19 protein-coding genes are annotated in these 16,830 nt (G+C 66.7%); 4 read left to right on the forward strand and 15 right to left on the reverse strand.

Annotated elements, in window-relative coordinates:
• Positions 1 to 174: 174 nt before the first annotated feature.
• A complete protein-coding gene (locus ACXIQ9_RS12215; protein WP_459016808.1) occupies positions 175 to 1,074 on the forward strand; it encodes a YihY/virulence factor BrkB family protein in 900 nt (299 codons plus the stop codon).
• Between the two features lie 32 nt (positions 1,075 to 1,106).
• Positions 1,107 to 1,454 (forward strand): zinc ribbon domain-containing protein, encoded by a 348-nt coding sequence (locus ACXIQ9_RS12220; protein WP_459016809.1) that lies wholly within the window; start codon positions 1,107 to 1,109, stop codon positions 1,452 to 1,454.
• Positions 1,455 to 1,462: 8 nt separating this feature from the next.
• On the opposite strand, the gene ACXIQ9_RS12225 is transcribed toward ACXIQ9_RS12220, so the two are convergent.
• From ACXIQ9_RS12225 to ACXIQ9_RS12240, 4 genes are read right to left on the reverse strand one after another with little or no spacing between them, the layout of a single operon-like run.
• Complete coding sequence (locus tag ACXIQ9_RS12225; protein ID WP_459016810.1) at positions 1,463 to 1,831, reverse strand: DUF2834 domain-containing protein; 369 nt, start codon at positions 1,829 to 1,831, stop codon at positions 1,463 to 1,465.
• A gap of 8 nt (positions 1,832 to 1,839) precedes the next feature.
• Positions 1,840 to 2,124, reverse strand: a complete 285-nt coding sequence (xseB, locus tag ACXIQ9_RS12230) for an exodeoxyribonuclease VII small subunit (RefSeq protein ID WP_459016811.1) — start codon at positions 2,122 to 2,124, stop codon at positions 1,840 to 1,842.
• Positions 2,125 to 2,128: 4 nt separating this feature from the next.
• Entirely contained in the window at positions 2,129 to 3,280 is a 1,152-nt protein-coding gene (gene xseA / locus ACXIQ9_RS12235) for an exodeoxyribonuclease VII large subunit (RefSeq protein ID WP_459016812.1), read from the reverse strand.
• A gap of 24 nt (positions 3,281 to 3,304) precedes the next feature.
• Entirely contained in the window at positions 3,305 to 3,520 is a 216-nt protein-coding gene (locus tag ACXIQ9_RS12240; protein ID WP_247479572.1) for a hypothetical protein, read from the reverse strand.
• A 33-nt stretch (positions 3,521 to 3,553) separates the two neighbouring features.
• Between ACXIQ9_RS12240 and ACXIQ9_RS12245 the strand changes: the two genes are divergently transcribed.
• Complete coding sequence (locus tag ACXIQ9_RS12245) at positions 3,554 to 4,348, forward strand: HAD family hydrolase (RefSeq protein ID WP_459016813.1); 795 nt, start codon at positions 3,554 to 3,556, stop codon at positions 4,346 to 4,348.
• On the opposite strand, the gene hrpB is transcribed toward ACXIQ9_RS12245, so the two are convergent.
• From hrpB to ACXIQ9_RS12260, 3 genes are all read right to left on the reverse strand, one after another.
• Positions 4,345 to 6,867 carry an ATP-dependent helicase HrpB gene (gene hrpB, locus ACXIQ9_RS12250; RefSeq protein WP_459016814.1) on the reverse strand — a complete coding sequence of 841 codons (2,523 nt, stop codon included), beginning with the start codon at positions 6,865 to 6,867 and terminating at the stop codon, positions 4,345 to 4,347. The genes ACXIQ9_RS12245 and hrpB overlap by 4 nt on opposite strands.
• Before the next feature lie 17 nt (positions 6,868 to 6,884).
• Positions 6,885 to 7,268 (reverse strand): hypothetical protein, encoded by a 384-nt coding sequence (locus ACXIQ9_RS12255; protein WP_296419055.1) that lies wholly within the window; start codon positions 7,266 to 7,268, stop codon positions 6,885 to 6,887.
• A gap of 89 nt (positions 7,269 to 7,357) precedes the next feature.
• Entirely contained in the window at positions 7,358 to 7,657 is a 300-nt protein-coding gene (locus tag ACXIQ9_RS12260) for a DUF2973 domain-containing protein (RefSeq protein WP_459016815.1), read from the reverse strand.
• A 91-nt stretch (positions 7,658 to 7,748) separates the two neighbouring features.
• On the opposite strand from ACXIQ9_RS12260, the gene ACXIQ9_RS12265 reads away from it, so the two are divergent.
• Positions 7,749 to 8,861 (forward strand): trypsin-like peptidase domain-containing protein, encoded by a 1,113-nt coding sequence (locus ACXIQ9_RS12265; RefSeq protein ID WP_459016816.1) that lies wholly within the window; start codon positions 7,749 to 7,751, stop codon positions 8,859 to 8,861.
• 4 nt (positions 8,862 to 8,865) lie between these two features.
• Here ACXIQ9_RS12265 and ACXIQ9_RS12270 read toward each other — a convergent pair whose 3' ends face one another.
• The 8 genes from ACXIQ9_RS12270 to ACXIQ9_RS12305 form a co-directional block, all read right to left on the reverse strand.
• The gene (locus ACXIQ9_RS12270) at positions 8,866 to 9,045 is read right to left on the reverse strand and encodes a hypothetical protein (RefSeq protein WP_010313131.1); all 180 of its coding nucleotides are present in this window, start codon (positions 9,043 to 9,045) and stop codon (positions 8,866 to 8,868) included.
• Between the two features lie 144 nt (positions 9,046 to 9,189).
• Positions 9,190 to 10,914 (reverse strand): ABC-F family ATP-binding cassette domain-containing protein, encoded by a 1,725-nt coding sequence (locus tag ACXIQ9_RS12275; RefSeq protein WP_459016817.1) that lies wholly within the window; start codon positions 10,912 to 10,914, stop codon positions 9,190 to 9,192.
• Positions 10,915 to 11,155: 241 nt separating this feature from the next.
• Positions 11,156 to 11,389 (reverse strand): hypothetical protein, encoded by a 234-nt coding sequence (locus tag ACXIQ9_RS12280; RefSeq protein WP_029625999.1) that lies wholly within the window; start codon positions 11,387 to 11,389, stop codon positions 11,156 to 11,158.
• 74 nt (positions 11,390 to 11,463) lie between these two features.
• Entirely contained in the window at positions 11,464 to 12,606 is a 1,143-nt protein-coding gene (locus ACXIQ9_RS12285) for an anhydro-N-acetylmuramic acid kinase (protein WP_459016818.1), read from the reverse strand.
• A gap of 69 nt (positions 12,607 to 12,675) precedes the next feature.
• Positions 12,676 to 13,311, reverse strand: a complete 636-nt coding sequence (locus ACXIQ9_RS12290; protein ID WP_010313112.1) for a peroxiredoxin — start codon at positions 13,309 to 13,311, stop codon at positions 12,676 to 12,678.
• 58 nt (positions 13,312 to 13,369) lie between these two features.
• Entirely contained in the window at positions 13,370 to 14,986 is a 1,617-nt protein-coding gene (gene hflX, locus ACXIQ9_RS12295; protein ID WP_459016819.1) for a GTPase HflX, read from the reverse strand.
• Positions 14,983 to 15,636: an HAD-IA family hydrolase gene (locus tag ACXIQ9_RS12300; RefSeq protein WP_459016820.1), complete on the reverse strand. Its 654-nt coding sequence runs from the start codon at positions 15,634 to 15,636 to the stop codon at positions 14,983 to 14,985. Before ACXIQ9_RS12300 ends, hflX begins: the two co-directional genes overlap by 4 nt.
• Positions 15,633 to 16,817, reverse strand: coding sequence for an NAD(P)/FAD-dependent oxidoreductase (locus ACXIQ9_RS12305; RefSeq protein ID WP_459016821.1), 1,185 nt, complete (start codon positions 16,815 to 16,817; stop codon positions 15,633 to 15,635). The genes ACXIQ9_RS12300 and ACXIQ9_RS12305 overlap by 4 nt, the downstream gene beginning before the upstream one ends.
• Between the last annotated feature and the right edge of the window lie 13 nt (positions 16,818 to 16,830).

Genomic DNA, 16,830 nt, shown 5'->3' on the forward strand with positions numbered 1-16,830 from the left:
ATGCTGCTCTCTCTAGATGAGATGAGCCATGGGTTGAGACGAGAAAGCCACCCCAAAGGGTGGTTTTTTTGTGCCTGAAATTATTTGGCTGTCGGTGGTGCAGGTCGCCCGCCAGATGGGGCAGCTTTGCGCAGGCCTATTGTTGATGTAAGCCAGATGAATTCCTAGGTGTTGGTGCGTTCGCGTCGATGGCGCGCGATTGTGAAGCCGTTCTGGAAGGCCTATCGCCTCTGGGATCGAGAAGATTGTGTGGATCTCAGTGCGGCCTTTGCGTATCACAGCCTTCAGTCCTTTTTCCCCATCCTGCTGATCGCGCTGGGGGTTGCTGGCCTAGTTCTGGGGCGCATGGATGGACTGGCGGACCAGGTCATCGCTGTTGCGGATCAGTTTTTGCCGCCTTCGGCCTTGCCCCTAGTGAGTACAACGCTGCTGCGTCTGTATAAGCAGGGCACCGGTGCGGGCTTGATTGGTGTCATCTTTCTGGTGATTTCGTCCACCAATGCCTATCTCAGTCTTCAACGCGGGGCGGATCGGCTTTGGGGTTTTCGTCCGATTCTGACTCCACCAGAGAATTGGAAAAAGCCGGTCTTGAAGTTCATTCGTAACCGGATTGAGTCGCTTGTTGTTGTTGTTCTGATCGGCTTTTTTGTGGTTCTCGATCAGATCACGACCAACCTGCGTCTGCTCAAGCCCGGCAGCTGGAGACTGCTGCTGGAGAGCTGGCTTCCAGCCAAGCTGCACCTCTGGGCACCGGTTCCTCTGCTGGTGGACTTGGGCATCAGCGTCGTCATTAGCTGCTCTCTGGCGTTTGTCCTGCTGGCCTTCATGCCGACCCGCAGGGTCCCCTTGCGTCCTCTCATTCCGGGATCGCTGCTGATTGGCTCAGCCCTGACGGCCCTGAACCTGGCCCTGGGCCGAAGCCTGATCTCCCTGGGGGCTCGCTTTCAGGCCTATGGCGTCATTGGTGGTGTGTTGGTCCTCAGCCTCTGGGTTTGGCTAGTGGCGCTGGTCGTTTACTACGGCATGGCCCTCAGCGTGGTCTGCAGCAAACGCCGCGAGCTTTCGGCAGGATGATGGTCCTGCGGCTGCTCCGTTTGCGCTAGGCGATGCAACGTCCGATTCCTTGGCTTTGGATCACGCTGATTGGCGTCCTGCTGATCGCTCCGGGGCTGGCTGGGCGTCTGTTCGTTGATGTCCTTGAGGGCATCACCTTGCTGTTGGTCTTGGGGCCTTTGGTCCTTGGTGGAGCGGGCTTTCTGGCCTGGCAGTGGTTCAAGCGCCGCATCGTGACCTGTCCGGTCTGCGGGACCCCCAGCGTTGGGGCGCCAGCTTGTCCGGCCTGTGGGGCGGACCTCAGCCAGGTGCGTCCAGCCGCCTCCGCGGCCAAGCCCGTCGATGCCCCCGCTAGCGATGCGGTGGTCGACGTGCAGGTGCAGGACGTCACGGATCGCTAGGGCTTTCCTCAGCCTTCGCCGGTTCGCGCCATCTCAGCAAGACGACGTTCCCGCAGGAATAAAAAGAAGGGCGCGGCGAAGGCAAAGGCAATCGTTCCGGCACTCAGCAGAACAATCCAGAGGTGACGCATCTGCAGGCGCCGGCTCTCTACGACGATCCAGATCGTGATCGCTGAAGCCCCTACCAGCAGATCCCGCGACAGCGATTCAGCGGCCGGATTGGCATTGGCCAGGGCGACGAACTGGGCCAGGTCAAAACTGGCGCCGTACTCGCGCATGAACTCCAGATTGGAGAGCCAGGGCAGCACTCCGCCCGCCACCGCTAGGGCGAGATAGAGCCATGCCAGCCAGGGTTGCTGAGCGGGTTTGGAGGCCATCGCGGTCCCTAGGTGCTGAGTGCCTCCCATTCGACCACTTCCTGGGCCACCTGCTCGAGTACCACCTGGCAGCGGGCGGCATAGGCCTCAGCGCGGCGATAGAGGCCTGCCATCTCCTCGACCTCCAGCTCTGCGGACTGAAGCTTGGCCAGGGTGAGCTCCAGGGCCGTGTTGGCCTCTTGGTAGCTCAGGCCTTCGATCTCCTTCTGCCACTGCTCGGTTTCAGACGAAGCAGCGGCCTTGGCTTTGCTCGCGGGCTTCTTGCGCTTGGTTTGGGATTTGGCTTCCGTCATGGCATCAGAGGTGAGGGCTGACCTGCTCCACCACGGCCTCGATCTTGCCGTCGACCAGCTCCAGCCTGAGGGCATCGCCCGCCTGGCTCTGGCTGACGGAGCGCAGCAGGGAGCCATCGGCCCTGCGCACCAACGAGAAGCCGCGTCTGAGCAGCCGTTGCGGCGACAGGGCTTCCAGCAGTTGCAGCCGTTGCTGCAGTCGCTCGCGCTCCCGCTCGATGATCAGGCTGGGGTGGCATTGCTCCAGCCGCTGACGCTGCAGCGCGAGTCGCTGCTGTCCCTGCTGGAGGCGATGCAGCATCAGTTGACGCACGATGGCCAGGCGGTGCTGGAGCCCCTGGGAGAGGGACTCGCGATCCGGCAGAAGTGCAACGACGGCCGCCGTCGGCGTCGCCGCCCGGTAGTCCGCCACAAGGTCGGCCACGGTCGTGTCGTCCTCATGGCCCAGGCCAGTGACCACCGGGATCGGGCTCGCCGCCAGGTCGCGGGCCAGCTCCTCGTCGTCGAAGACGGCCAGGTCCTCTCGAGCTCCGCCTCCGCGGGCCAGAACGATGGCCTCGATCTGGAGTTCGTCGCTGCGCTCGAGCACCTCGGCCAGGCGCTTGCGGATGGTTGCGGCCACCATCCCCTGCACGGGAATCGGCACCACGTGAACCGTGGTCGCTGGCCAGCGCTCCTGGGCTGTGCGCAGCATGTCCGCCAGGGCCGAACTGGGCACGCTGGTTAAGAGGGCAATCGCTGCGGGCATCTCCGGCAGGGGGCGTTTGCGCTCCGCGGACAAGAGGCCTTCGGGTTCAAGGAGCGCGCAGACCCGCTCGAACTGCCGTAGCACCGCGCTGAGGGCCGGACGGATGTCGAGGATCTGAACGCAGAGGTTGGCGCGGCTGGCCCAGAAGTTGAGTTTCCCCACCACCAGGACCCCATCCCCTTCGCTGGGCTGGTAGCTCAGGCGCTCCCGCTGGGAGGACCAGACCACACCGGAGATGGAGGCCGACTCATCCACCAGGGTCAGCCAGAGATGCCCTTTTTTCAGTTGGGGCCGTGAAACGGTGGCCTCCAGCAGAAACCGGGGGGCAAAGCCCCGCTCCAGCAGCGAGCCAATGGCTTGGTTGAGTTCCGCGACGCTGTAACGCGGGATGCCGGAGTCGCTCTTCATCACCGGCTCAAGCGCGCAGGAGCATCAGCGCTCGAGTTGGCGGTAGCAGCTCCACCAGTAGAGACAAACCACAGCACCGATGACGCTCAAAGCCAGGCCGACGGCGTTCTGGACGTTGAACAGGGCAATGGTGGTCAGCACCAGGGCTGAACTGAGCAGGCGGGCACCGTCGCGGCGATTTTTGGCGTAGAAGCGGGCCAGGACTCTGCAGGACGCACAACCGCAGCCAGTTTGGCCCACCGATAGCGTTGGCGCGCCTTTGCCCGGGTGCCTGTGACGTCCCCTCGAGCGCGCCTGCAGAGTCAGCTCGCCGCCCCCTTGCCGGAGCACCCGGAGCTGGTGCTGGTCACCGATCTCGACGGCACCCTGCTGGGGGGACCAAGCGAGGAGCGTCGCGGCTTCTATCGCTGGCTGGCCGAGCAGCGCGAGCGGGTACTCCATGTCTTCTGTACTGGCAGGGACCTGGGCGCCATCGCTCAGGTTCTGGGGCAAGACGAACCGTTGGGGCTGGCGGCCCCCCATCTGGTCATCGGTGATGTGGGTTGCACGGTGGCCTGCGGTTCCTCCCTGTTGCCGATCCCACTGGCTGTGGACCCCATTGAGCAGCGCTGGCAGGCCCTCGAGCCGCGGCTCCGCACGCTGCTGGAGGGGCGGCCTGGACTGGAGCTGCAACCCATGAGCTCGAACCGTCGTCTGGCCTTTTATGTCGACCTCGATCAGTTCGATCTGGGCCTCATCCCTGTGCTTGAGGCGGAGGGGGCGACGGTCGTGATGTCCGACAACCGCTATTTCGATGTCCTCCCGGGCGGGGTCAACAAGGGTTCAACCCTGCTGTCGTTGCTCGCGTGGTTGGAGGCGGATCACGCCACGGTGGTCACGGCTGGGGACACCCTCAACGATCTGGCGATGTTTGAAACCGGCCTCAAGGGGGTCATGGTCGGCAATGCCGAGCCGGCCCTGGTGGAGCAGTTGCCCCGTCTCTCCGGGGTCTATCACGCCCAAGGCCATGGATGTCAGGGCATCGCCGAGGGGCTGCGCCACTTTGGTTTTGGCCACCTGATGGCCTAGCGCTGCTGTTGCTCCAGCCGCTTTTTGGTGAGGGCCGTGGGTGTGGCGTTCGCTGGATCCTCGGGCCAGGGATGGCGGGGATAGCGGCCCCGCAGGTCCCGGCGCACGTCCCGATACGCCCCAGTCCAGAAGCCTGCGAGGTCCTGGGTGATCGCCGCGGGGCGCCCCGCCGGCGAGAGCAGTTGCACCGTGACCGGCAGCCGTCCGCCCAGGACCGTCGGGGTGGTGGCGGCCCCGAAGAGCTCCTGCAATTTCACGGCCAGCACCGGTGTGCCGCTGCTGTAGTCGAGGCTGGCCTGACGGCCGGAGGGAATCGCCAGGCTGGTGGGCAGCAGCGTCTCGAGCTCCTGGCGCAAGGACCAGTCCAGACCGCTCCAGAGGGCCTCGCAGAGATTGAGTTGTTGCAAGTCCTGGCGCGAGCGCAGGCCCTCCAGTTGATCCCCGAGCCAGCCCAGGGGGTCGGCCTCCAGGACGGCATCGCTGCGGTCCAGCCAGGGGGCGCCCAGTTCCCGGTGGGCCAGGCAGAGACGCTGTTGCAACTGCCTTGAGCCTTTGCCCCAGGGCAGGGCCTCGAGCCCCAGATCGGCCAAGCCCTCGAGCAGCGCGGCGCGCAGGAGCTCTGCTGGGGGATCGCGCAGGGGCCGGCGCTCCAGCGTCAGCGCACCCAATTGGAGGCTCTCCTCGGCCTTGACCCGTTCTTGGCTGGGATCCCAGCTCACCAGTTGCAGGCGTTCGCCCTGCGTTTGGGCCAGGCTCTCCACGCTGCTCTGCGGCAGGGCCAAGGCCAGCTGGATGCGGCAGTCACTGCCTCCCCCATCGGCATGGGCAATGGCCAGGGCCTCGCTGCCCCAGAGGGGGTCGCCGGGATGCAGTTCGGCGCCACGGCCGGAGCGCAGCTGGTAGCGACCGGGGGCGCCTGGGCGCTGCAGGCTGACCCGCTCGGGGTAGGCCTGGGCAATCAGCTCGGCGCAGAGCAATGCCTCCTCGCCACTGTTCAGGGTCGGTTGGGGCCGGTGGCGTTCTTGACCGGCGATGCCCTGGAGCTGGCGCTCCAGCTGCGCCTGCAGCTGCTGAATCGAGCGCCGGCGATGGTCTCGCCCGTCCTGCCGCAGCCAATCCAGCCGGCGCAGCAGATCACAGCCGGCCTCATCCAGCCGTAGGGGGTCCCGCTCGCTCAGCAGGGCGGCCAGGGCGCAGCCCAGGCTTGGTACGCCGAGCTCCTGGGCCTGCAGCAGCACCTGGCCCAGGCGGGGATGCACCCCCAGCTGGCTGAGTTGGCGCCCATGGCTGTTGAGTTGCCCGGTGTCATTGAGGGCGCCCAGTTGCTTGAGCAGCTCTTGCGCCTCCAGCAGATGGGGCCGTGGCGGTGGCTCCAGCCAGGGCAACTCCTCCCCCAGGCCCGCGCCCCACTGGGCCAGTTGCAGCACCAGGGGGGCGGGGTCGGCCTCCAGCAGGGCCGGGGGATCGAAGGCTGGGCGCCGCTGCTGCTCCGCGGGGCTCCAGAGGCGGACCGCGCGCCCTGGACCGAGGCGTCCGGCGCGTCCAGCCCGTTGCTCCGCACTGGCCTGGCTAGCCGGGAGCGTGACCAGGCTCTCCATGCCGCTGGCGGGGTCGAAGCGGCTGCGGCGGCTGAGGCCGCTATCGATCACCAGGGCGACCCCGGCGATCGTTAGGGAGCTTTCGGCAATGGCCGTCGCCAGCACCACCTTCCCCGCGGGGCTGCGGCTGGCTTGGATCGCGCGGCTCTGCTCCCCCAGGGGCAAGTTGCCGTGCAGGGGGCAGATCTCCAGGTCCTGGGACCAGCGGGTCCGCGCGATCGCCTCCTGGCACTGCTGAATCTGGCGTTGTCCAGGGAGGAACACCAGGGCGGTCTCGTGGTCCTGCCGTTGGTCCAGCCATTGGCTCTCCAGGGCCCGGACCACCTGGGCGGAGAGGGTCTCCCGCTCTCGAGCCGGTTGGTGCTGCACCGCGACGGGGAAGCTTCGTCCTTCGCTGGTGAGCAGCGCGGCCTCGGGCAGCTGTTCACGCAGGGGCTGGAGGTTGAGCGTCGCAGACATCACCAGCAGTCGCACCTCCGGTGCGATCACCGCCCTGGCCTCCCGCAGCAGCGCCAAGGCCAGGTCCGCCTCGCTGCGGCGCTCGTGAAATTCGTCGAAGATCACGCAGCCCACCCCCTCCAGGCTGGGGTCGGACTGCAGCTGCCGCAGGAACAGGCCGTCGGTCAGCACCTCCACCCGGGTGGCGGCTGAGACCCGGCTCTCCAGGCGGACCCGATAGCCAATCCGTTGGCCGACGTCCTCGCCAAGACTGCTGGCCAGACGCTGGGCCGCGGCTTTGGCAGCAAGCCGGCGCGGCTCCAGCATCAAGATCCGCCCGCTCTCCTTGGGCAGGGCCTCAAGCAGGGCCAGGGGCACGCCTGTGGTTTTTCCGGCTCCCGGTGGAGCCTGCAGTAGCAAGGTTCCGCCCGCTGGAAGCCGCTGCACCAGCTCTGGCAGCAGCGGCTCAATCGGAAGCGGCACGCTGGGTGATCCGGGCGTCAGCGCACGTGGCGCGCGCCATCGACCGGGTGGTACAGCTCACCGGTCAGCTCTTCGTAGACGATGGCCGGCAGACCGGTTTCAAACATCGTCTGCAGGGCTTCTTTGAGATAGGGGTTCCAGCCGCCGGTGTTGACCTTGCCGTGGCGGACGGTCCAGTCCCAGGTGCCCTGGAGATCCCTGGGGATGCGGCCTTCGCGGTCGCGGCGAGCCACCAGATCCTGGGATTCAACCAGGCCCACCAGGATGGGCTCCTTGCCGTAGGCGGGGGTCAGGATCAGTTCCAGGCGAACGGGATCCTCTTTCACCAACTTGAGCTGGAAGCGCGGGGGCAGCTTGATGGCCTTGAGCACAGCAGCCACGATCCGGGTTCTTTGCTCCACTCAGCCTCCGCCAATGTTCACAAGCACCCACTGGTTGTACCAGCTGGAGGGTCCAAGCGGGTTGCTCTGGGGTCGTTCAGCCAGGCGGGCTACTCGTCGTCCTCACCAAAACGCACCGTCAGTAGGTCGTCTTGTGTGAGCTGTCCGTCCTGATCCAAGAGCTCGGGGTGAATCGTCAGCCGCCCCGTTCGATCCCCCTGGGGCGTGCGGTCCCGGTCACCGGGACGGGGCACGGCTGAGTAGCCGCGGGCCATGATCCGAAAGGCTTGCCAGAGCAGCCCGATGAAGCAGGCGCCGTAGACCAGCGGCAGCAGCTTGCTGGCGACCAGACCGAGATCGGGTGTGGTGGCGAGCATGGCGGAGCTCTGGAAGGCCGACCGCCCCATCATCGCGCGCCCCCCGGTGCTTGCGTGCCCTGGAGCGTTCTGCTTACGGTTTCACAGATTTGCTCTTGGTTCCATGGCTGGCGCAGCGGCACGGATGGCCGGCCTTTTGCTGGCGGCAGGTGCTGGCCCCGTCCTCCTGGCTCTGCCACCGGTGGCGGCCCAGAGCGCACCGGCGCCGGCCCTGACCCGTCAATCCTTTGTGGCCGAGGCGGTGAAGCGCACCGGCCCTGCGGTCGTGACGATCGACACGGAACGCACCGTCGTGGTTCCAGGGGGATCCCTGGTCACGCCCTTCCCGTTTAACGACCCGATGCTGCGGCAGTTTTTCGGGCTGCCGCCCGGGGGCGGAGCGACCCGGATCCCGCCCTCCCAGCGGACCGAGCGCGGCCAGGGCAGTGGGGTGATCTACGACCCCTCGGGCTTGCTGCTGACCAATGCCCACGTCGTCGAGGGCACGACGCGGGTGATGGTCGGTCTGCCCGATGGTCGCCGGGTGGAGGGCAAGGTGGTCGGCAGTGACAGCGTCACGGACCTCGCGGTGGTCCGCTTGAGCGGGGCAGGTCCTTGGCCCGTGGCCGCCCTGGGCGATTCCGATGCCCTGCAGGTGGGCGAATGGGTGATCGCGGTGGGCAATCCCTTCGGCCTGGATCAAACCGTGACCTTGGGGATCGTCAGCAACCTGAACCGCAACGCCGCGGCGCTGGGGATCACCGATAAGCGGTTGCAGCTGATTCAGACCGACGCCGCCATTAATCCCGGGAATTCCGGTGGGCCCTTGCTCAACGCCGACGGGGAGGTCATTGGCATCAACACCTTGGTGCGCTCCGGCCCTGGGGCGGGCCTTGGCTTCGCCATCCCTGTCAATCAGGCCCGATCGGTGGCCCAGCAGTTGGTGACCAGCGGCAAGGTCAGCCACGCGATGGTGGGCGTTGCCCTAGAGCCCGTGCGCAATGGCTCAGGGGCCGCTTCTGCCGGGGCCAAGGTCCGCAGCGTGATGCCCGGCGGGCCAGCGGCTCGCGCTGGGGTCCGCGCTGGTGATGTGGTGGTGGCCGCGGCGGGGCAACCCGTGGCTGATCCGGCGGCCCTGATCCAGGTGGTCAGTCGCCATGGCGTGGGCCGGCCGCTGCTGCTGGAGCTGGAGCGGGATGGCCAGCGTCTGGAGGTGCGCGTGACCCCCGTCGAGCTCTCGACCTTGATGCAGCGCTAGGGCGTCATTGCTGCTCGCGCAGCACCTCAACGCATTGGGTCACGCATTCGCCGTCATCCACGGAGCAGGCCGTGATGCATTCGAAGTAGCTGCTCACCGGATCCCCCTCGCTTCGGGCGGGGATGCCGGGGGTGGCGTGGGCCCGGGGGAAAGCCGATGGAGTTGCGTTGAACAGGGGATCCATGGCCGGCTCTCGATGGGCCTTAACAGCCTATGCACAAGTGTTCAATAACTCCTAGAAAAATGAGTCTTCTTGCCTAGTGCTTTGTGAAGTTTTTGCGTTAGGTATTTCTTCGCTCTTTCCTGTGAACTTGAGACGATTGTCCTGTCAGGCAGCGGATTTGCGGGCGGCTTCCTTCGCTTTTTGCTTGTCGCGTTTGGCCTTGCGCTTGGCCTCCTGTTCGGCGGCCTCGAGGGCGGCCTGGGTGGCTGCAGATTCCTCGGCTTTCTTCTCGCGGTAGTAGGCGTAATCACCGCGGTAGACCACTAATTCGCCGTCTCGGATCTCGACAATCTTGTTGGCTACGCGGGAGATGAAATAGCGGTCGTGGCTGACCACCAGAGCGGCCCCCTCGTAGTCGCGAAGAGCGCCTTCCAGCATCTCCTTGGCCGGGATATCCAGGTGGTTCGTCGGCTCATCGAGCACCAGCAGATTGCAGGGGCTCAGCAACATCAACGCCAGCGCCAGCCGGGCCTTCTCGCCTCCGCTGAGCTTGCCCACCTCCTTGAAGACGGCGTCATTGCTGAAGCAGAAGCTGCCTAGCAGGGAGCGCACCTGGGTTTGGGTCCAGTCCGGAACGGCTTCGAACATTGTGTCGATCACCGTTTTGCTCAGGTCGAGCGCCTCGGCTTGGTTCTGCTCGAAGTAGCTGGCGATCACGTTGTGCTCGCCAAGGCCGGCTGAGCCCTCGTCGGGTGTCTCGATGCCCATCACCAGCCGCAGCAGCGTCGACTTGCCGGCCCCATTGGGTCCAACAAAGGCAATCCGGTCCCCCCGTTCAATCTCGAGATTGGCCCCTATGAAGAGGATCTGCTCGCCATAGCTGTGGCTCAGGTCCTTGATCTCGGCGATCAGACGGCCGCTGCGCGGAGCGGGCGGGAACTGGAAACGAGGACCGCTGACGCTCTCAGTCGGTGCCTCAATTCGCTCCACCTTGTCCAGCAACTTTTCGCGGCTCTTGGCCTGGGTGGATCGCGTGGCGCTGGCGCGGAATCGATCGATGTAGGCCTGCTGGGTGGCGAGTTCCTTCTGTTGCCGCTCAAAGGCGGCTTGCCCGGCTTCGCGCTCGAGGGCCTTTTGCTCGAGGTGGTTGCTGTAGTTCCCCAGGTAGCTGCGGGAGACGCCGCGTTCGGTCTCGACGATTTGGTTGCAGACCCGATCGAGGAAGGCTCGGTCGTGGCTGATCACCACCAGCGGGCAGGTTTGGCCGATCAGATAGTCCTCAAGCCACTGGATGGTCTCGACATCCAGGTGGTTGGTTGGTTCGTCCAGCAGCAGCAGATCGGGCTCCTGGAGCAGCACCTTGCCCAGGGCGATGCGCATCTGCCAGCCCCCGGAGTAATCCCCCACCAACTGCTCGGCCCCCTCGGGGCTGAAGCCGATGGTCGGCAGCAGCTTGTCGATTCGGGCGTCGAGCTCGTAGCCGTGCAGTCCCTCAAAGCGGCTTTGCAGCCGGCCCAGTTCATGGATCAGGGCATCGAGGTGGTCGGGGTCGTTGGCGGCCTGCTCAGAGCCCATCTCCTCTTCCACCTGATGCTGGCGGTTGAGCACCTGGGCGGCTTCGCCGAAGGCCTGGAACAACTCCTGCCGAACCGTCCGCGACGGGTCAACGTCGAATTCCTGCTGCAGGTAGACGATGCGGGGTTCCCCCTGCTTCACCACCTGTCCGCTGCTGGGCTCCTCCAGCCCAGAGATGATCCGCATCTGGGTGGATTTGCCGGCGCCATTCACGCCGACCAGGCCAATGCGGTCCCCGGTTTTCACCTCCCAGGTGACATCCCGGAGCACCTCGCCCGTGGGATAGATCTTGGAGACGCGTTCGAGGCGAAGCAAGGCGGTATTGGTAGAGGGCGCCGGTTCGGGCTCACGCCCTGGGTCGTACCGACATCATCTCCCTCCGGCTGATTGCAGGCCGATCAGCCCTGCAGACTGGAGGTTCCTGACTGCATCGACCGCCATGGTGAAGCGACTCGAGCAGGTGGCGGCCCTGGTGGTGGCCGCCGGCCTCGCGATCGTGAGCTACTGGCTGTTCTTCAGTTGGATGGGGGAAGACCGCCGGCCCCAGCGCAACCGTTCAGAGTCCGCCGCGGGCCTTGAGAAGCCATTGCTTGGTGTCGGGGTCTTCGACGCTGGCCAAGTGGGCTTTGACGTCGTCGCGGCTCACCGGGAGTCCCCAGCTCTGCCCCAGTTCACAGATGCGGCTGAGGGTGCCTGAGGGATCCTGCAGGGCTTGCCGGAAGAGCTCCTGGGTGAGGTCTTGATCGCTGCGGATGCGCTCATAGAGCGCGGGGGCATTGCCGGAACTCATGGATTCTGCGGCCGGACCCTCTCACCCTAGAAATCGCATCGGCTCTTGCCGATCCTTCGCGACGGAAGTTGATCTCAGGGTTGGTGCCTGAGCCCCGGTGGCTCCGCGCAGAGCCCGAGAACGGAGGGCTGCGAGGCCCCGGTCACCGACGTCAGCGAGCCGCTGGTGCCCAGGCCGTGCCACCAGGCCAGCAGGGCAAAGGCCAGGGCCTCCCGGTCGCTGTCGGCAATGCCCAGCTCAGCGAGGGGCCGTAGGCGTAGGCCGCGGCAGCGGCGGCGTAGTTCCCGCATCAAGGTGGCGTTGCGTGCCCCGCCCCCCGCCACCAGCAGCTCCAGGGCTGGAGGGGCCTGCCGCAAGTCCTGCGCGACCACCGCCGCCGTGAAGGCCGTCAAGGTGGCCAGGGCGTCAGCGGGCTGGAGCGGATTGAGCTGCTCCAGGCGCCGCTGGAGGTCGGCTGCACCAAAGAGCTCGCGGCCCGTTGATTTGGGCGGTTGGCATTGGAAGTAGGGCTCCTGCAGCCAGCCGGTGATGAGGGCTTCATCGGCCTGGCCTTCCGCCGCCCAGGCACCGCCGGCATCAAAGCTCCGCTCGCCCTGGCTGAAGTGTTGAACCGCCAGGTCCAAGAGGCTGTTGGCGGGGCCGCAGTCCCAACCCAGCACCGCTGCTTGGCGGTCGGGGCCGGAGCGGGGCGGCAGCAGGGTCAGGTTGGCGATGCCCCCGAGGTTCAGCAGGGCACGCCAGCCGCCGATCGGGGGAAGCAAGGCGGCATCGGCCGCCGGCACGAGCGGTGCGCCCTGGCCGCCCAGTGCCAGGTCGGCGGCGCGGAAGTCAAAGACCACCGGTGTCCTCAGCCGCCAGGCCAGGCGTTGCGCGTGCAGCAGTTGCCAGCTGTTGCCGGCGCGCTCGCCGCTGGGGGGGCGGTGCCAGAGGGTCTGGCCATGGCAGCCCACCCTCTGGGCGCTGCCCTCGGGGTCGCAGGCCAGGGCGGCCTGGGCCTGCACCTCCGTCAGCGCTTCACCGAGCTCGAGCAGCTCCGCGGCGCTGGTGGGTTGCCCTTGGCCGACCGCCACGATCTGAGCGCGCAGGGCTTCGGGGTAGGGCAGGGAGGCACGGCTGTGGATCTGCCAGCGGGGCCGCCTGATGGGGCCGCTGAAGCTGGCGAGCACTGCATCAACACCATCGGCGCTGGTGCCGCTCATCAGTCCCAAGACCCGCATGCGCAGACAAAAGCCCCCGGGAATTCTCCCGGGGGCCGAGGACCCTGACGAGGGGTCAGCGACTCACTGTCACTTGTTGGGTTGCGGAGTCATGCGCAGGTAGGGCTTGATCTCGGTCACGCCCTTGGGGAACTTGCTGCGGGCTTCGTCGGTGGGGATCGAGGGAACCACGACGCAGTCCTGACCGTCGGTCCAGTTGACCGGGGTGGCCACCTGGTGGTGGTCGGTCAGTTGCAGGGAGTCGATCACCCGCAGGATCTCGTTGAAGTTCCGGCCGGTGCTGGCGGGGTAGGTGATCTGCAGACGCAGCTTCTTGTTGGGGTCGATGATGAACACCGAGCGCACCGTCAGGTTGTTGAGCGAATTGGGATGGATCATCCCGTAGAGATCGCTCACCTTCTTGTCTTCGTCGGCCAGGATCGGATAGTCAACGGTGGTCTTCTGAACCTCGTTGATGTCGCAGATCCAGCCCTTGTGGCTCTCGGCGGAATCGACGCTCAGGGCGATCGTCTTGACGTTGCGCTTGTCCCACTCGGACCGCAGCCGGGATACCTCGCCCAGCTCGGTGGTGCAGACGGGGGTGTAGTCCGCGGGGTGGGAGAACAGCACAACCCAGCTGTCACCAGCGAAGTCGTAGAGGTTGATCGGACCCAGTTGGGAGTCCTGGGTGAAATCGGGAACGGTGTCGCCGAGCTGCAGAGGCATGGCCGTGGCCGGTTGGAGGCAAAAATGGTGGCATATCTGCAGCGGGGCCTGACGGACCTCAGGCGAAAAGGCTGCGCTTGAGGTGCTCGAGCCCAAGCCCGCCGGTGGCCGAGACAAACAGCACCTGGGGGTCCAGCGCTTTGGCCTGATCGATCGCGGCCTTGGGGCAGCGGTCGATTTGATTGGCGATCAGTTGCCGCGGGACATCGCTGCCGAGTTGATCGAGGATGGCGTGGACGGTGCTGAGCTGCTCGCTCCAGCCGGGGTCGGAGAGGTCCACCACCAGCAGCAGTCGATCGGCATCCAGGGTCTCTTCGAGGGTGGAGCGGAAGGCTTCCACCAGCGGCGGCGGTAGGTCCCGGATAAAGCCCACCGTGTCGGTCAGGAGCAGGTGCGCCGGGGCTCCCCCATCCGGGTTGGGCTGCACGATCCGGCGGGTGGTGGGATCGAGGGTGGCGAAGAGTTTGTTTTCCGCCAGCACCGCCTCCTGCTGCGGCGCTTTGCTGAGGGCGTTCAACAGGGAGCTTTTGCCGGCGTTCGTGTAACCCACCAGGGCGAGGCGGCGCTGGGTGCGGCGGTTGCTGCGCAGCCGGGCCCGGTGTTCCCGCAGCTTCTGCACATCCCGCTGCAGCTTGTCGATCCGGCGGGCGATGGCCCTGCGGTCTTTTTCCAGTTGCGTTTCCCCTGGTCCTCGGGTGCCGATCCCGCCCCCCTGCCGCGAGAGCGAGAGGCCCCGGCCCGCGAGCCGCGGCAGGCGGTAACGCAGCTGCGCCAGCTCCACCTGCAGCCGGCCGGCGGAACTGGCGGCCCTTTGGGCAAAGATGTCGAGGATCAGTTCGCTCCGGTCAGTGACGGGCAGCTCGAGCCGGGCCTCCAGGGTCCTGGCCTGGGCCGGGGTGAGTTCGCGATCGGTCACCACCAGCGATGCGCCGAGACGCCGGGCCTCCAGCGCCGCCTCCTGCACCTTGCCTTCGCCCCAGAGGTTCTGGCCGTTGCGGTTGGACTGGCGCTGCACCACCAGCCCCAGGGGCTGGGCGCCGGCACTGCGCACCAGTCCCTCGAGCTCGGCGATTTCACGTCGGGCATCCTCCGGATCGCAGGTGCTGAGCACCAGCAGCAGCACCTGCTCTTGGCCCGCCAGCGCCCGGGCCGGCGGGGCCTGTTGGGGCTCGGGCGGTGCCAGCTCACAGAGCACCGCAAGGTCGTCCTGCTCCAGGGGCTGCCAGGGGCAGTGGGGATCGGAGCTGGGGCTGAAGGCGGCGGCTGGCCAGCGGCCGCCGGCCTGGGGACTGTTGCCGAAACGCAGCCAGAACCCCGGCTGCAGATCGAGCCCGACGACGGCCTCATGGCCCTGGGGCTCGAGGTGTTTGGCCCGCCCCACGCAGGTGATCAGGCGCAGGGCATTGCCTTGCCTGCGGGGGCCGCCTGGCAGGCGCTCGAGCAGCCGGCCCGACTGCTCCAGGGGGCCCACCCAGAGCAAGCGGCAGAGCCCCCGCTCATCCAGCACCAGGCTCAGCGGCAGGTCCAGCTCGGCGCTTTCGGCCGCCAGGCGCTGGAGACTGATCCAGTCCACCCCTGCGCTCTCGGGATGACGCCGGTGGCTGAGCCGCTCGAGGCGTCTGGTCTGGGCGGGCCGCAAGCCGGCGGTGCGGCCCATGAGCGCGGATTGCTTCAAGGGGTGCCGCTCGGTTTCGGGCGCTTGATCAGTAGGCAGCGGATCCCCGCGGCCGCGGCGCTGGCCTGGTCCTCGGGGCTATCGCCGATGTGCCAGACCTGCTCGGCTGGGAGCTCCAGTTGCTGCAGGGCAGCCTGCAGCGGCAGGGGGCTGGGTTTGGCGGCTCCGACCACGGAGGAGACGACGACGGCATCCAACAGAGGACTGAGCTCCAGGGCCTCGAGCAGTGGCAGCAGGCGCTGATCGAAGTTGCTGACCACGGCCAACTTCAGCCCCCGCTGCTTCCAGCGCTGCAGGTTCTCGCGCACATCGGGGTAGACCAGCCAGGGGTCAGCCTTGGCGAAGTGCTGGAACAGGGTTGTCCCAAAGCCTTCGGGCAGCGGACCCCCGTGGCCGCAGGCTGCGAAGACCTGGGCGACCAGGGTGGTCCACCAGCGCTCTTCCGCCTCGAGCAGTGCCTCACTGCTGAGCCCAGGGAAGGCCAGCTCAGGTGCCTGGCGAAAGAGACCGGCAAAGACGCCATTGATGGCCTCCGGGGCGATCGTCAGGCCGAAGGTCTCAGCCACGGCTGCATAGCTCTCACCGACCGACTGGCGCAGGCCAATCAGGGTGCCCATGGCATCAAGCAGCAGGCCGCTGGGTGCGCTCATAGCCAGTTCGCCAGCCAGCCGCCGGCCACCTTGAGCTGTTGGGGGAGTCCGGGCATGCGCGCTAGGTAGGCCAGCCGCCGCAGCTGGAAGGCGGCGGGGCCGGCCAGGGTCACTCCCATGCCGGTCAGGCTGGCTTGGCCGACCCCCAGGCCCATCATTTCCCCTAGGTCGTTCCAGGCGAAGTCCTCCAGGGGGGCGCCAAGCCGAAGCCGTTGCAGGTTGCGGGCGATGCAGCTGGCCTGTTGGTAGGCCACCTGGGCGTTGGCGGGATAGAGCGCACCGCAGGAGTCCGGGCAGGCCGCGGCATCCCCCAGGACAAACAGGTCTTCGCTGCCCTCCACCTGAAGGGAGGGGGCGCACTTCAGCCTGCCCCGCGGGTCCAGGGGCAGCGGGGGCTGCAGTTCCGGAACGCTGGCGGCCAGGCCCGCGGTCCAGATCACCCCATCGCAGCGCAGGGCTTCGGTGCTGTTGGTCCCATCCCCGAGCCGCTGCAGCTGCAGGCCGCTGGCATCGACGCTGGCCACTCGGGTATTCAGGCGCAGCCGGATGTCCCGTTGTTGGAGTGCCTTGCGGGCCTGCTCCCGGTTGAAGGCCTTGGCGATGGGCAGCAGCTCTGGACCTTGCTCCACCAGCTCGAGGATGGCGCTGCCCTCCAGCAGATCCGCGAGTTTGCAGGCCAGCTCAACGCCGCTGGCTCCAGCGCCGACGATCCCGATCCGCTGCAGCGGCGACTGCTTGGTTTTGAGTCGCGTAATCCAGCCCTGGATCTGCTCGACGTCCTCCAGGTCACGAAATCCAATGGCGTGCTCGCGCACTCCCGGGATCCCATAGGTCTCCAGTTGTCCCCCGCTGGCAATGACGGCCTGGCTGTAGGGCAGCTCGCGCCCGCGATCAGTGGTGATGGTGCGGCGGCTGCGGTCGATGCGGCTGGCCCGCTCTTGGATCCAGACCACGCCGGAGCCCGCCAGAAGTTCCCGGTAGCGGGGGGCAATTTCCCAGCGTTTCAGCTCCCCACTGAGCAGCTCGTAGAGCAGGGGTAAGAACAGAAAGTGCTCGCGGGGCTCCAGCAGCAGCACCGAGGGGTGCTCACCGGAAGCCGCCAGTTGCAGAGCGGTGTTGAGTCCGCCGAAACCACCGCCGATCACCACAACAGCTGCGGGCTCAACCTCGGATGGGGGCACGGCAGACGGTGGG

Source organism: Synechococcus sp. LTW-G (genome assembly GCF_054459035.1).

Bases quoted from the DNA above. Each gene is read 5' to 3' on its own strand.
- ACXIQ9_RS12265 (WP_459016816.1), top strand. From the start codon at position 7,749: ATGGCCGGCCTTTTGCTGGCGGCAGGTGCTGGCCCCGTCCTCCTGGCT.
- ACXIQ9_RS12280 (WP_029625999.1), bottom strand. From the start codon at position 11,389: ATGAGTTCCGGCAATGCCCCCGCGCTCTATGAGCGCATCCGCAGCGAT.
- ACXIQ9_RS12260 (WP_459016815.1), bottom strand. From the start codon at position 7,657: ATGATGGGGCGGTCGGCCTTCCAGAGCTCCGCCATGCTCGCCACCACA.
- ACXIQ9_RS12225 (WP_459016810.1), bottom strand. From the start codon at position 1,831: ATGGCCTCCAAACCCGCTCAGCAACCCTGGCTGGCATGGCTCTATCTC.
- ACXIQ9_RS12270 (WP_010313131.1), bottom strand. From the start codon at position 9,045: ATGGATCCCCTGTTCAACGCAACTCCATCGGCTTTCCCCCGGGCCCAC.
- ACXIQ9_RS12220 (WP_459016809.1), top strand. From the start codon at position 1,107: ATGCAACGTCCGATTCCTTGGCTTTGGATCACGCTGATTGGCGTCCTG.
- ACXIQ9_RS12300 (WP_459016820.1), bottom strand. From the start codon at position 15,636: ATGAGCGCACCCAGCGGCCTGCTGCTTGATGCCATGGGCACCCTGATT.
- xseB (WP_459016811.1), bottom strand. From the start codon at position 2,124: ATGACGGAAGCCAAATCCCAAACCAAGCGCAAGAAGCCCGCGAGCAAA.
- ACXIQ9_RS12285 (WP_459016818.1), bottom strand. From the start codon at position 12,606: ATGCGGGTCTTGGGACTGATGAGCGGCACCAGCGCCGATGGTGTTGAT.
- xseA (WP_459016812.1), bottom strand. From the start codon at position 3,280: ATGAAGAGCGACTCCGGCATCCCGCGTTACAGCGTCGCGGAACTCAAC.
- ACXIQ9_RS12290 (WP_010313112.1), bottom strand. From the start codon at position 13,311: ATGCCTCTGCAGCTCGGCGACACCGTTCCCGATTTCACCCAGGACTCC.